This is a genomic window from Aeoliella sp., assembly GCF_965227375.1.
Lineage (GTDB): Bacteria > Planctomycetota > Planctomycetia > Pirellulales > Lacipirellulaceae > Aeoliella.
Map to the genome: position 1 here is coordinate 809123 of NZ_CBDDFX010000002.1, position 16044 is coordinate 825166.

At 54.6% G+C, this 16044-nt stretch carries 3 protein-coding genes and 1 pseudogene; 1 reads left to right on the forward strand and 3 read right to left on the reverse strand.

What is annotated here, in order from left to right:
- Positions 1 to 116: 116 nt before the first annotated feature.
- Positions 117 to 1481 (reverse strand): annotated as a pseudogene (locus tag ACQK2L_RS16430) (tyrosine-type recombinase/integrase); the annotation flags it as partial.
- Positions 1482 to 4041: 2560 nt separating this feature from the next.
- On the opposite strand from ACQK2L_RS16430, the gene ACQK2L_RS16435 reads away from it, so the two are divergent.
- The gene (locus tag ACQK2L_RS16435) at positions 4042 to 4671 is read left to right on the forward strand and encodes a recombinase family protein (RefSeq protein ID WP_425398114.1); all 630 of its coding nucleotides are present in this window, start codon (positions 4042 to 4044) and stop codon (positions 4669 to 4671) included.
- A gap of 496 nt (positions 4672 to 5167) precedes the next feature.
- Here ACQK2L_RS16435 and ACQK2L_RS16440 read toward each other — a convergent pair whose 3' ends face one another.
- Positions 5168 to 10216 (reverse strand): choice-of-anchor U domain-containing protein, encoded by a 5049-nt coding sequence (locus tag ACQK2L_RS16440; RefSeq protein ID WP_425398115.1) that lies wholly within the window; start codon positions 10214 to 10216, stop codon positions 5168 to 5170.
- A gap of 60 nt (positions 10217 to 10276) precedes the next feature.
- A complete protein-coding gene (locus tag ACQK2L_RS16445; RefSeq protein ID WP_425398116.1) occupies positions 10277 to 14854 on the reverse strand; it encodes a beta strand repeat-containing protein in 4578 nt (1525 codons plus the stop codon).
- Positions 14855 to 16044: the final 1190 nt, after the last annotated feature.

Below are 16044 nucleotides of genomic sequence, written 5' to 3' on the forward strand. Positions count from 1 at the left end.
TGATCGATGTCAGATTGGGAGGTCTGGGAAGACTCTTCTGCTGGCGGTGCGTCCAATGGCAGCTCGGGCAGCGAGTCCAGAGCAGCAGCCACGTCGAGCGCCCTTGGATCGGTGTAGACGTTCATCGTCAGGTCGATCGTACTGTGCCTCATCGCCGCCTGGGCGGTCCGTGGAGCGACCCCGCCAGCCGACAACAACGTTCCGTACGTATGTCGCAAAGCGTGTACATCGAGTGTCCGCCCCCGGTCGTCGCACTTGTCGATCCCAGCGACGGCCAGGTCGCGGTCGAATAGCTTCGCCTGAAGCGTCGCGGCCTGGGGGAACAGAGCATTGGCAACCCGCTCGCCCGTAGCCGCTTCACCAGCACTTGCTAGTTGCTCTCTGCGTTCAGCAACCCACGCGGTGAGCTCAGAGGCCAGGTCCGATCGCAGTGGCAGCTCAGCCCGCCGCTGATTCTTCGCGTTGCCCGCCTCCAACACGAGGTGAGGCATCTGCGTGTCGAGCACCACCGAGCCAACCGTCAGCGAAGCAAGTTCTCCCCGGCGTAACCCAGTGAGCACTAGCGTCTTGTAGATCAACGCCCGCTCGCGACCCAGCCGGTCTAGATCGGCGATGAACTCGGGATTGTCGCCAAGCTTGACTCGGGCCCTTTCAACCGCCGCGGGAAGATCGTCGACCTCAAGCGGCTTGAGCTTCCAAGTCTTGCGGCCCTTAGGATTGGGCACCTTCGTTGGTTCCCGCCCACGCTCAGCCAGCGGACGCCACCGGGTGACGTACAACAAACGGCCGAGTTCGTCGGCGGTGAGCGAGCGACGCTGCTTCCGTCGATCGGCCGCTTCGTTCAGTTTGCCGATCCGTTTGGTAGGGTCGCTGGTCAGTCGCCCTGAAGCAACACACCAACGGCAGAAGCCACCAACGGCCTGAAGGTAACTGTTGCGCGTGCGCGGCGATAGGTTTTGGTCCGTGAGTTTGGTCAGCCAACGTTCCAGCGCCTCGCCGGCAATGTCTCGGAGTTCGACAAACTTGCACTCCTCAAATGCACGTTTTGTTAGTCGCTGGCAATCGCTAATGTGCTGCGCCGAACGCCCTTTGGCGCGCAAGTGCTCCAGGTAGCTCTGCATCACTTCGGTCAGCTCCGAATGCTGATGCTCCATCGCCATCGCATCGTCGGCGCTAATCAAGTTGCTTTTGACTCGCTCAGCCTGCTTGAGCAAGTCGCTCAGCACCGCATTGGCAGCCACCTTGTCCCGGCATCCGGTCGCCACCTGGCGCTTAATCCCCTGCCCGTCCCGGTACTCGGCCATGTACTTGCTAGATTCGAGCCGAATGCGAGGTTGGCCTTTGGCATCCCGCGTAACGGGTACGGTCTTAGCTCGACCGTTCCTGGGCTTCCACATCACAAACTCTTGTCCGTCGCGAGTGAAGACTTCGGCGTCTTTGGGGAGGGGTTTGGTGTAGGATTGTTTGTAAACTCTTGGCATAGTACCACCTGCTTTATTAAGAACGGTGTTCTGAGATTTTGGTTGGTCCGTCGTTGCTTGCAGGTACCATATCAAGCAAACTCACGGTAGCAAGGAACTGCTGGGGACGGGGACAAAGGTTGAGGCCGTTTGTAGTTCGATTGTGGACGTTCGATAGGCTTCCTTCTGGCTCATACGTTACCCCCTGCGCAAGGTCGGTGCTCCAGCGTCTAGCCAGTCAAGTATGCCGGAGCTTGGATCGCCAGTTCTCAGCTTCCAACGGACGAGCGCCCCAATCCTGATGGGACTCGGCATTCTGCCGGCATCAGCTAGACGGCGAATGGTGGAAGGACTGCAGCTACAGAGTTCGGCTACCCGTTGGACATCTGCCAAAATCGCTGAGGCAGCGGAGGAAACATTGGATTCAGACATAAGTATTTACCAGTTGTTCGTAGACGTTCTGGTCCCATTTCAGCTTCTGGCGACGCAGATTGCAAACACGCTGCGCAGCTTCGAGGCAAGCGGTAATTGGTAGTCCTTCCCCAATAATCCCTGACAGCCAATGCTAGATTGGCTGGATTAGAAGCTTCCACTCCTCTCAATTCCCTGTTCAAGCAGCAGTCGCAAGTCTTATCATGAGTCGACCATCATTGGTCGACGGTGTGGGATCGTTGCCAAAGGTAGGCAACAAGAGTCCACATAGTATTATACCGTTCCCCGCAGCACTTCCCACAAAAGTAACTATGGAACACTGATCTGAGGCGGTTAAGTTAACTGCTCTGCGTTGCTGCTGAGACCGTTAGCTCAGAATACACTGGCCAACATGGCCAAGGCTTATCCCTGGCTCAGCAAGTTGAGCATCACGTGGGTGAGACTCAAACTCAATGTTTGATAAAGCTCCGCTGCGCGCTGTTGGCGCCAAAGTGATTACCTGCGACTTTGTTTAGGTCACTCAGCTTTATCTTCGACATCATCTCACCCAAAGGAGGCCCGGCCGACCGCCGCTCCCAAAAGCGGCAGGTCGGGCCGACAGTCGTTTCGCAATTGTTACGTAGATGTAGATTAGGAATTGACAATTCTACCTTGATTCTGAATCAACAGGCATTAGAATCCCTTGATTTTGTAGGAGTTTTCGCTTCTCGCGATCGAGACATACCTTCCAGCTTACCTCAAACAAAACAGATTCGAGGTTTAACTATATACAGCTGAAGAACTACTGCTACGTAACAGTGCAGCAGCCGCTTCGGTCGTCGATTTCTTCGAACTCCGACACTTGCGGCTGCACAGTTAATCAGTACATAGATAAACGAAGATATATCTATTACCAACTTCTTTCTGTCAGCGCGTACGTGCCCCTAGGACGAGGAAATCCGCAAAAAAAAAGAGAGTATCTCTAGATTGCAAAAATTTCTCATCCTAGAGGACGTACGGCTGCGAAAAGCAGCGATCTTTTGGTGAGTTCTGATTCCTGTGGCTCACCACACCTGCCAGCTCCCGGCATTCCTTATTTTGGGTCTCGTTAACCCTCGGCTGAGTCTCTCCTACTCAGCATGTACTCTTTCGCACGTGTAAAGATGTTGGATATTTGCTTGCTGATTCTCTACTAGACCCCTCAGCAAGGTTCCCCAGCCAGACCAGCAGAGCCGTTTGTGTACAGCGTTGCTCGCTTGCAGAACCAGATCGCTGATGTGTCTCAACCAAGCTTCATGCTCGTAGACATCGCCGCTATCGTCCAATATCTTCCTACGGTACTGCAGAACTCGAAGGGACTGCCAGTCTCGCGTAGTCTCCCAAAGGCCTATTCACGATATCTCAATTTGAGATGCATCTCACTGATTCTCGATGTGACAGTGTGAACGTCGCCGATCACATCTATCTGGTTAGGTGTGCAGCTTCGCCTCGCTCATGCTGCGTTGCCATTCTGAGGCTTTCGAAGGAGCGAGGTAGTGGGAGCATCGCGGCAAACCATGCAGCTGGCTCCAATGTATTGTACGCGCCACGAGTAGCCGTTCCACATTCCAAAACCTTAACCCCCTGCGCCACCTTGAGTTACGAAGCATTAAGTTCCCAGAGCTCAAATCCGCGTCATCGGGCGACAAGTATGCAAGGCGGGCACCGTCCGACTCAGATGCTCCCGGACGTAAGCCAAGGACATCTTGCCGTTCCAGGGCAACCATCAGCGGTGCGTACATCCGGTGGCTCGCAGTGCCCCAAGGAATGGCTTGGTCTTTCAATGGCTCTGGAGGTCGCGGTCACGACTCGATCACCGCGGGTAGCCCTCCTACAAGTGGGGGTCGCGCAAGCTAACACCAAACATCTAGACTTTCTGTAATGATGATCCTTGCGGATACCAGAGTTCCAAAAATACCCGCAGTGTAATTGCGCGCCTGGCAGAGCGCGTGAATCCGAATTTCCCCGGATTCACTTTGGTGGGCCAGGCCTTGCAGATCGATCCACCTAGGTGTGCCAAATAGGATAGGATGTTGATTCGGTCGCAAAAACCTGTCAAAAACTTCCAAAATCGGGTCTGAAAATCCATGCCATAAAGTGTATACTCTTAGTGGCACCGCCATTTCACTCATTGGACGACCTGATGAAGTCGAAGAAACAAGCTAAGGCAGCCTCCAAAATTGCCGTCTACGTACGCGTTTCTACCACCTCGCAGAAGGCTGCGAGTCAGCGGGCTGAGATCGAGCGCTGGATGGCCTCTCACAGGCTCTCAGACGCCGTGTGGTACGTCGACAAGAAGACTGGTGAGAGTCTTAGGCGCCCAGAGTTCGAGCGACTACAGACGGCCGTATTCGCTGGAGATGTGAAGACGGTGATCGTCTACAAGCTCGATCGAATCTCACGTTCGCTGGTCGACGGAATCAACACACTTGTGGATTGGTGTCAGCGAGGAATTCGCGTTGTCAGTGTGACCCAGCAGTTGGATTTCAATGGCGCAGCTGGGCAGCTTATTGCATCTGTGCTCTTTGCTGTTGCGGAGATGGAGCAAGAGATGCGCAGAGAACGGCAATCTGCCGGTATCGCCGCGGCCAAGGCGAGAGGGGTCTACAAAGGTCGTCAAGCAGGCACGACCAAAGCCAAGCCCGTTCGGGCCTTGGAATTGCGGAAAAAAGGCTTGAAAGACGAGGAGGTCGCCACTGCGCTAGGAGTGTCACGACGAACAGTCCAGCGGTACCTGCGCGCTGCAGAAGTAGTGCCATAGGATTAAGCCACGTGACTCGCAGTTGTGTTTCGTAAGATTCTGGATGCTGCTACATAGCTTCAAGCAGGTGGGTAGGCAACAGGTCCTGTGAGCTCACCGTTCGGGGGCGAAACTCTAGCTCAAGGATTTACGGCCCACGATGCAATAGTAGCTGTTTGCCGAATCAGCCATGCGGGAGGCGTTGGCTCGTTAAATCTCTCCGCAAGGTTCCGCGCGAGGTATTCTATAGCGTCTGAAGTCTGCTTCCAGATTCTCAAGGGCATGGGATCAAACTAACCCAGGGTAGTGTCTACCTCCTATCGGTTGCTTGGCTCTACGGGGTACTAGGAAGCAGATACGCTTGCAGAGATCACTGGATGGTGAAGCTTTGTAGGCGTAAGAAGAGAGGAAAAGCGGGTTCTGTCCATATATTTGACCTTGATGACATCACTGATAGTAGATAGCCGGGCTCGCCGAGTAGGAGTGGACCTTATGCCCGATTTCTGGAAAGGGAGACTTACTGCCAATCATCGAATACGGAGTCGAGCAGTGATTTGAGATGTGCGTTGGCGACCTGTGAAGAGGACTCATAGCCCTCACGACTTTGGATCAGTGACGGTGAATCGTCCTTGTTCTTGTCGTGCTCGCTTAGTGATAGAAGTAGCGTTTGTTTGTCATCAAAATCGCCCGTTTCCGTGATTGGCACCACGCTCTCAGAAGGTGGAACTGCCAGGCGAGTTTCCGGTGAGGGATAAGTTCCGAGAGCTGCCTCGATCGCACGAATGGCCGTGCTGCTATTGATGTTGTTACTTGCTTCCGGTTCCGAAGCCACTGCTGCTATTGCTGAAACAGCTGGAGGGATAGCCACTGCGACAGGGAGGGAGTACGTATTGCCAAAATTGTCTTTCCATACCTGATAGTCTCCCGCATCGACACCGTCTACACCGTTTCCGTGATTCGAGATGGGATCTTCCGTGGGGGCGCCTAGGTTGTTCCGCCAGATGGTATAGTCTGCCAAGTTGACAACGCCGTCCGAATTGAAGTCACCACGTGGAGGCGGCATGACAATCGGTGCACCAGGATCGAGGATCTGTCCATTGGCGAGGAGGTCTCCGTCCCCCCTTTGGCCATCGACAAAGTGAAGGACAATTCGGTCGGATAGAATCTCTGCTCCCGTTGTGCCATCGTATATGAACTCGTACCAGTGAGGATTAGTATTCGAAGGCGTTGGTCCATACTTGTAATACGACGAGAAGGATTCTTCACCATGAATCAGTATCTCAACGCTACTGCTTTCCCCAAAGGCGAGGTCCTGAAGTTCAAAATTCAAGAAGCCGATTGGAAAATCAACGGGAGGTGCATCGCCTGGGGAAGGATTATTCGCAGCGGTAACGCTCGTGAGCAGCGTGGTCGGATCGGCAATAAGTGTGATATAGCTGCCATCCACAGAATTGGGAAGTGAAGTAACATGTGCCTGCAAGCTATCGGCTATGCCATCGAAGTTGCCATCACCGTTGTTGGGTGCCTGATCTTCAACTAGGTCGGCGATTCCATCTGTGTCGTCGTCGATTGCGACCAGCGAGTATGCCGTTGCCGAAAGAACGCCAGCGAAGGCCGGTCCGCTGCCTGTTTGAACCCCAGTGATACTGCTGAAATCGCCGTCATAGGTAGCAAAAGTCACTATTAATAATGCTTCGCCTGTCTGTGGCATGTAATCGACTGGCAGCGTCACTGCTAGTTCGCCGCCGAGCTTAATTTGGCCTCCTACAGAGATCTTCTGGAGTTGCTGAGCAGTCGGGTCAGCGATCTCTATCAACACTTTGGAATTTGTGTCGAGCGCTAGGCTACCAGTAAATTGAATGTTCCCATCGATACCTGAGGGCGCGATAACACCTAGTACTTCTACGGGCGCTTGGTTGTCGATCGTCCCTGCCCCCTCTATGCGACCAGTAATGACCGTCGGCGAATCGGCACTGAGGCGAACGGTGGCGCCCGGTTGAAGTGTAATCTCAGAGAACTCAACAGCCGCTTGCCCCGCTGATGAAAGATACGAACCAGCTTCTAGTATTACCGGACCGGCCAGCAACGAGTTGGAGCCGCTTAGCAGGAGACGCCCATAGCTCGTGAGCCCGGTAAGGAATTCGAAGCTTCCATAGCCCGCTATCGTCCCCCCCGCCTCGTTGACAAGCTCATTTGCGATCAGCGAACCACCAACGACATTGATGCGACCGCGATTGAAACTCGAGTCGGCCGTAATCTCGACCTCGGCCGCCGCGGTTACGATCAATTCGCCAGTCTCTTGGTTCTCGAGCCGTGCTGCGATGACCCCATCGGCGATCACAACCCCTGAGTTTATAAGAGCCGCCGCTGTCACAACGGCACCCGACCCGAGCATGAACTCGCCATTGTTTGTGAATGAGTTCGAGTCGAAGGCACCAGCAACTTCAAAGACGTCTCCGTCGAACATCGCGTCCCCGACTATGGATAGACTTTGAGAGTTCGCGATCTGGTAGGTGGCCGACGGTGAATTGCCACCGACAACCACTTGGCTCAATGCTTGAATCTCGATTTCGTCAATGGGAGACAGCCACTCCACAGACCAGCCGATTCCAGCCAGCGAGTTGTCTTGAAGTTGGGCCGTGTCACTCGATTCGATTCCGCCGATAGCAAGCGAGTCGATGCCGTTAACTTGATTTTCGATGAGTAGTGTGAAACCGGGCTGAGGTGAGTGCGCGACGATGGTGTCTGTTCCGCCACCACCTGCTATGCGGGCCTCGTGCGCCCAACCGATGACTTCAAACTGATTGTCGAAATCGCCTCCAGTTAGGTCAGCGCGTTCCACATTATCAAGTGTCACTCTCGGGCCGCCGTCAACGACAACAGAGTCGTCGTGCAGTTGAATCAGACCTCCGCCGCTTACGCTAATGGCATCTTGCCCTCCGCCACCATCAACGAGTGACGGTCCCGTTATTTCACCCAGTAGAATTGTGTCGTTGCCCTCGCCGCCAACAATAGCGACTTGACCAACAAATTGAGTTGTATCGAAGTTGTTGCTGCGATAATTGCCTTCCAGAACAACCGCTTCGATGCTCGCAATGTAGTGTGTTTCGGCGGCTTCGATTTGGGCGGGGGTGACAACTGCATCGAACTCGACTTCGACGATAACACCGTCGGTTCCCGCGCCACCATCGATGGTGTCACCAGTCCCGCGCGAATCGAAGAAATCACTGCCATCTCCCCCCAAAAGCACATTAGTTCCGCCTCCCGATTCGATGGTGTCGTCTCCGGCAAGACCATCGATGTGATCGTCGCCTTCACCACCCACCAGCAGGTCGTTCACCTGTCCACCAAGAATCACATCGTTGCCATCGCCACCAATAATGGTAATGACCGATTCCAGCAAACTAGCATCGATCTGGTCATTTCCATCGCCGCCATCCACGTACATGGATGCAACAATGTTGTCATCGAGCGCTTCGATCGTAATTTCGTTGTCAAATCGTTCACCTCGAATTATAAGCTCCAGTAAAGGTGCGACAAACGAGTAGTCATTAAACTCCGGTCGGGACGCGAGCTGGGAGGAACTGAATGTGAGCCAGCCGTCTGTTGTCGACGCACCCGCGGAGAGTGTTGCTCCGAGACCCGCGTCGAAGTAATCGTCGGAGCCGTCCTGTAGCAGCAGTGTGCGGCGATCAGCATCTAGGCCATCAATTAGGGTGGCTCCGTCGTCGCCGGTCTCAACCTGAATCGGTACCCCGTCCACCACTATCGCAGTCCTGCGCGTGCCGAGCGCGACATCTGGCAGTAGTGCAAACTTTTCGGTCGAGTGTCCAGCGAACACGACCTCGCCGACGGAAGTTGGCGCCAGCGTTACCGTATCGTTGCCATCTTCGCTCGAGTCGATGATCAACCCTCCAGGTGGAAGGGCATCGTAGGCGTCGGGCATGATGGTGATGGTATTGTTGCCGCCGCGCGGAGAGAGCCGCACGCTGCCTGTCGGCTGTTGGTTAACTACTTCAACGCCGTTCAGTTGCACTGCGATACCACCACTGGCGTTCGCGCGGACAATGTAGTTGTCGTTGCCGCTCGTCGCTCCGACGAATAGTTGCGTTCGTCCTCCGTTTTCGCGGTCCGGTTGGAGGCCAGAAGCTGCAATAGATAGCTGTATATCGTCCACATCCGGCTCGAGGTCTTCATTGCGAACGGTCGCTTCCAAATCAAAACTACCTGGAGCCTCATAGGCATGCACGCGCGGTGGTACTCCAGCAAACCAAGGCTGATTGATATAGGACGCCGTGAGATAGTCAATTCTCCCATCGTCAAAATCTACCTTGACCGTGTAGTTGGTTGGCGTTCCGTCATTAAGCCCGGAACCACCTCCGCCATCGTACAGCAGGGTACCACCAGTATCAAAAGTAAATGACAACGGTTGTCCTACCAGTCCGCTGGTCGGTCCAGTGACTGTAATCTCCGGTGGAAATGTTGCAAACGTGATTTGCTCGATGGCTGAATCGATGCTGCGTCCATCGCTCACGGTAACTCGAAACGAATAATTACCAAAACTACCAGCAGTATCTGGAACGCTTATGAGAAAACGCTCTCCACTTTGTACGATTGATGCTTGTCTAGGCGCTCCGGGCAATTGCTCGATTGAGTGGAATAGCTCATCCCCGTCGAGATCGCTACTTCTTGAGAAGTCGATCGCAACAGTTTGTCCGATCAGAGGATTACTCCCTACAGTCCGAGCCCCAAGCGTATCGACGTACGTCTGAATAACTGGCCCTGCAAAATTCACCTCCACATCGATGATGTCCCGCAGACGATTGCGCAGAAACTCATCGTTCGGCAGATTGCCATGCAATGTGCGACGGTTGATCTTTAGGAGCTGCGATAAAGTGCCGCCTTCACGCACCTTGCTGCCGTCGGCACGTTTTGAAAAGTTAGCGGATGATTGATCGTTTACACCTATGTTGGAGCCAACTACATTGGCGGTGAGAAAAAAATTATTGGGAAAGGGTGCATTTTGCTGATATCGATGGTATAGATAATCAATTTCTGCGTCGCCAACCGTGTAGGGGATTCGAACCCCCCCCGCTGCTACCGGATCAAACACTGCTAGAACATCAATTCTTCTGTTTATAGCTCCACCGGCACGGAGTGCATTCAAGATCGTGTCCGCGCCAAAGCTATGGCCAATCAACACCACATCAGAATTCTCCGGCACGCTGTTGATCACGTCTCTGAGTTCTCTGACGGCGGTAGTGTCGGTGCCAAAAAATGGATTGCTGTCCCGGTTTAAATCATTCCAATCCGCAAAATGATAAAGTGCATTCCTCTCCCGAACGAGATCATAGATCTCTGGCACATCAGACGAATTTACTGATCCACCACCAAAGCCGTTCACAAATAGAACGACGGCTTGGCCCTCATCTAAATCATACGGGGCATCACCTGCGTTTGGGTTCTCCAAATGGGGGAGAACGGTAAGCATCTCCCGCGGCTCCAGCAACTCCATACTAAGCCAACGCGAGCGGTCGTTTGTTTGCTTCGTTCGGAAGAACTTCACCGTTGACTCTTGTAGATAAAAGTGCGACGACGGGCTGCGATGCGAAGGAGTTCCTTAGCATTAAATTCGTCGACGTTGGAGAGCAAAACATCCAAGTCCGCCGGATATAAGTACCAAGCACAGAGTGCCAGGCTCCGGCACCGACATCACCGTCAGTGACAAGCCTTGACCGGACCAACTTTGGCGAACCGTGTAGTCGTCCGCGAAACGGACTTCGCGGAATTGACCCTGGCTGGTGCCCAGTCGCAGCACGTCGAATTGGTCACCGACACTTGGGCGGAAGCCATCGAGAAAATCGATAGTCAGCACTCCATCGAGCGTGGCCGTCCCCAAAACCTCCAGGATGTCGAATTCGCCGGCCGCGTTGCCAGTAATCTCAATTACAAGCTCGCTTCCATAGCCGAAAGCGAGGTCTCCTTCAAATGTCATCTTGCCGGGGCTATTACCAGGGGCGACGGTGCCTTCGAAATAAGTTGTGCCAGTGCCACTGAAGGTACCGCTCCCGGTGACATCGCCGAAGAAAACAGCACTTGATCCGCTGCTAACGCGGAACAGGCTGCCGTTGTGAATGACGTCGTCGTAGAACGTTGCAGTAGCACCGCCGGTGACGATGACGCTCCCACTAGCAGCATTATCAACATCGCCAAACACATCGGTGTACTCGCCCGAAATTTGCAGTTGGCCCGAGTTGGTGAGTCCGTCTTGAGTGCGCAACACGCCCCGGCCGCGGATCACTCCGACCGCTTCATTGGTGAGGGTGCCGCGAACGTCGATGGTTCCCCCGAGTAGTTCCACCAACCCTTGGTTGTTGGTCGATGCCCCGGTAAAGACGATCCGTTCGAGCGACTCGGCGTAAATCTCGCCCGATGCTTCATTGGTTACATCGCCACCAATGCGGCCCGAACCTACGATGGTGCCTTGGTTGCTGAACGTGTTAACTTGAAACAGTCCCGTTGATGATGCTAGCTGGATCTCCCCAAAATTGGTGGCCGTGTCGCTAGTAAGCCGCGACGCATTGCCCTCGACTCGCAGTAATCCATCGACGACTAGGTCATTTGATGCGGTAGCCCCACCGAAGAGTGTGAGTTGACCGTCGCTCGCGACAGTCATCTGCCCCAGGGCGACAAGTGTCTGGCCAGCGACGAGATCGACGATTCCCATGGTGTGATCACTCGATGAGCCGACCTCCAGATCTCCGGTCGAGCCATAACGTCCTCCCTGCAGGCTGACCAGATGATTACCGATGACACGATCGGCAAGGAATGAGCCACCGTTGATAACGAGTGAAGTTGTGAGCGTTGCCGTTCCATCGAGGGCAATCGAACGACCGCGTCCCAGAGTGTAGACTTCACCATTCGCAAGTGGGCTGACGGAATCGAAGACGGCATCGGTCGCAATGTAAATATTGCCCGAAATGAAGTTGAGCGATCCTGGCTCACCGGAGAGTGAATTCATGTTGAGCGTTGCTGCTTCCAGTCGTAATCCACTGCCGTCTTCAATCCGCAGGTCGCCGGCGACATCGAGCGTTGCTCCGTTGATAACATCGACCTGGGAAACACCACCAACACCGGCCGACGTTCCTCCAATGGTCATGGCTCCGGCTGCCGTGAGTGAGCTGCCAATACCGTCGATTACCATTAGCGAATTCGTGGCCGCGGCATTGCGGCCGACCTCAACATCGCCGCTGACGTCTACAGCGCCCGCGGACCGGACCGTCAGCTCACCGATGCCATCGTCGCCGAGGTGGAGGTTCCCGTTCACCAATAGTTGTCCACTCGTTTCTACGAAGACAACGCCGTTGTTCCCATTACTAGCTACCCGCATCCCAGCGGCGTCGACCAGTCCGTCTGAGATGACGTCGAGTCTACCGAACCCGTTCTCGCCAACTCGCAGCGCCATCGGTTGGCCGGCAACCGAAAGACTTTTGGTGCTGTCGACAACAAGCGTTTCACCAATCGCCTGGGCACCTACGTAGACGCCACCGGTGGTGTTTGGCGGAACATTGAAGGCATTGATCTCGAGATACCCATTCGTGACTTGCAGCGATCCGGAGTTCCAGCTCAGATCGCCCGGGTTGAACAAAGATAGACGGCCAACTCGGAGAGTGCCACCATTGAGGTGGGCACGCGTCGAATCCGTCGGCAGGACCGTCAGCGTACCGCTGATGTCGACCTCGCCGTCGGTACCGTCGATGATCCCATTGTTAAACCTGCCGATCTGCAAGGAGGATTGCTGGCCAAGTTGGGAAGCTGTACCTCCGAGGTATACGTTGCCCGAGTGAGTCCAACGTGATCCAGCTCCTTCAACTTCGATTGTTTGTGTCGGGTTGGGTTCAAATTGCCCAAGCGAAACAGCTTGTTCCCCAACGATCACCGATCCCGTTGTGTTCAGTAGTCCCTGATTCCGGACAATTGCTTCTCCCAGCCCGTTCTTGCCTACAGTGAGTTGCTCCGAAATCGTTACGATTGCATCGGGTCCTTCGACGATCAGAGTGCCGTCTCCGCGGACCGAGCCGCTTACTCCCAACGCGACACCTCCGGTAGTCAGTCTTCCTCCTGTGGAGACCGTTGTGGTTACCAGCTCCCGAAATCCAATCGTGATGTCATCCAGAGCAATGCCGGTCACCTCGAGAGTCTTGCCACCGGCAAGCGTCAAGTCGGAGGGAAGCACGCCATTTGATGAGCCAACTCGAATGTCCGAGCCGGCAACACGAAGCGTCCCGCTATTCCAAGTGATCTGTGATGGATCGGCAACCGTTAATGCTCCAGTTTCGACAACCGAATTCACACCATCGATTGTGAGTTGTGCATTGTTCGTAGCTTGTAGTTGCAGTGTTCCGGCAATTGAGAGAGTCGCACCGTCTCCGATGGAAACGAGTCCAGAAACATTCGCCGATCCCGCGCTGACGTTTGTGCTGGTCCCAGAGACTGCGAGTGAGCCGTCGGAGTCGGCAATCAAAATCCCTCCGTCAAACCTCGCACGCGCACCACTTTCGATACGCACGCTGCTTCCGGAGTCGAGCGATGCGACGTGAGCAACGACCTCGGCACCATCGGATACCAGGAGTTCAGAATCGCCGTAGCCGATAAAGAGAACCTGCGAAACATACAAACCTGTCGATGGGCCGCTGACCGTGACCTCGGAGGTTTCGAGATCCCAACCAAATATGTGGAAATACTCACCCGAAAAGCTCGTTTGAAAATCGGTGAACGGCGAGAATCCGGGTTCTTCGAATGCGGCAGGCGATGACCCAAAGGCGGCGACGGCGCCGTCGGAAAGATGAAACTTGCCTCCGCCCGTGACTTGAAATTGTCCGCCGCTTCCGGATCTGACGAAAAGGCGTTGATCCGTAGAAAGACTTGTCGTACCAGGTAGTATGCCCGCTTCCAAGCCGTTGATGCGATAAACCTGATTTCCAGTGAGTTCAAGATCGCCAGATTGCCAGTTGAGTCCATTTTGATTGCCGTTTTGGTACTGAATATTGCCGGCTGCTAGTTGGCCTCCGTCGAGCAGCATCTCAGCGTTGGGATGATCACCGAAACTCAATACGTTGGTTTCCACTTTGGAGTCCGATTCGACAATCAACCGAGCTGACGTCGCTGGGGAGGCCCCCGCATCACCAATCGTGATAACGCCCGCATTCAACGAAGCACCTGAGGTGGTGCGAAGAATGCCGGATTGGCTCGTTCCAAGTGCAACGCTGGTCAGATTCGAGTGTCCCGCTTGTAGCACTAGTGTAGGTCCGACGTCATCTGCATCGGAGCCGTCTAGGCCGTCTATCGAAAGAATGCCCGTGGATGTTAGAAACCCACCGCTTCCCACACGGACGACACCATCGTTGAACGAAAACTGTCCTTCATCGATATTGAGTGCTTCGGCGTTCACCTCGCCACCATTGACTTGCAGCGTGCCACCGCTTTCAACGCGAATGCCGATATCGAAATCAAGGACGCCGGTTGGCTCGACGCGAACGGTGCCGCCGGTGCCATCGTCGGAGATCATCATGACGCGTCCCGAGAGCGTGCCATCGGTGACGGTGACGTTGGCAGCCGATTTGACATCGACACTACTGATGCCACGGGCGAGATGATAGTTGTGGCCATCGAGGTCGAGCGTGACGATGCCGTTCCTGAAAGTTGCTCGCTGGTTTGTCGCGTTCTGGTCGAAACTAACGGTGTAGTTGCCCGCACTGTAGAACACGGCGAATTCATCGCTGGTAGGAACGATTGCCGAGCCCCAATTGGGGGTGTCGGCGAAGAGTCCGCCCGTTGGCGAGGTGAAGGAGCGGTCGGTGCCACCGAGGTCGGCGAGCCAACCTTGATCGGTGCCCGATAGAGCTCCTCGTCCGGTAATAATTGAGCCATCAAAGGAAGATGCGGTGACGTATCGCATAGTCCAGTTAGCCGGTACTCCGGCACCCAGCATCGATGCGACGGTTGCGGGGCTGTTTACATCTGTCCAAATTGTCGCAATCGAGTTGCTTTCGCCGAGGAGGATCGCTCCATTGCCAGAAACGCCCCGTACCACCGCCGAGGCATTGGCTGAAATCGGGGTGAGCACCTCCATTCCATTGGCTTCGCTCCAGCGAAACCCTTCAACATCGTAGGTAAATGGGTTGAGGTAATAACCACCTACCACTTCTCCGTCATCCGATACTGCATTTGCTGTAAACTCGACTAGTGGTGGCGAACCGGCGGGAAGTATTGTAACGCCAGTTGTATCATCCCAAACGAATGCTGCATTTTCCCCATTTCCGGCCGTGCTCCCGACAATTGTGGATCCATCGCCCGAAATTGCATTTGCGTAGTTTCCAAGTAGGGAACTGCTAACTTCAGTAACCCCTGTCGCAGCAGTCCACACAACGGGCGCTGTTCCTCCGGATGGGTGTTGCGAATACCCAACGACTTTTGTGCCATCGTTGGAAACGCCGTAGGCCACTGATTGGAACGCGTTACTCCCAGGCAAGGCTCCCAAGAGTTCGTATCCACCAGTGGTGGTCCAGCGGAACATAGTCGTTACTCCGCCTGAGGGTGTCACTTCACCAACGACGACAGATCCATCGCTCGACACCCCGTATGCCCGCCCATAGAGCGAGGTTGTGCTGGCATCGCCTAACGCTCGCATTCCAAGCACTTGATTCCATTGCGTGGGGGTCTGACCACTCACATCATCGATACCCCAGCCGACGACGATCGATCCATCGGCAGAGATGTCGTTGCCTCGAGATTGCGTAATCCCCCCCGGGGCATCGCCTAGTGGTATGAATAGCGTTTGCCCCTGACACAAGCCAGAAGCAAGCGGAGCAATACTAAACGCCGACACGACGCAATAGCGCCGTAACAGAGCTACGGCTCTGTTGCGAAGAAACCAGCCAATCATTGTCAGTGGTGGTAGCTGCAGGTCGACCCAAATGGACGCGGCATACCAAGCCGAGAAGAAGGACCCGTGCAGGTTGCCCAAAGGCAGAGAGTTCTTCAAATGGTAACGCGATCCAACACAAGTCACCCCTTGGATTTCGAATTATGAGGCGACTCGCCCCCCATTAGAACTAGTCGGTAACCTACATAGATGGACTCGCTATGTCAAGAAATTTTGCTCCGATGTTCTCACGTTGCGCCTTGCATTTGGGGCTACGACTCTTGTGGCTCACAGAATTGACGTGAGTATAGCGACTTCGGTTGAGTTGAACCGGCGATCACCATGGTCGACAAGCACGGGTTCGCGAACCGCGCACACCATCTCGATACTAGTGGCAAATTTGTCAGGATTCCCGTGAGTGCGGCCCAGGGCACAGTCAGTATCGGAGCTACCGCAGTCACCGTAAGGCA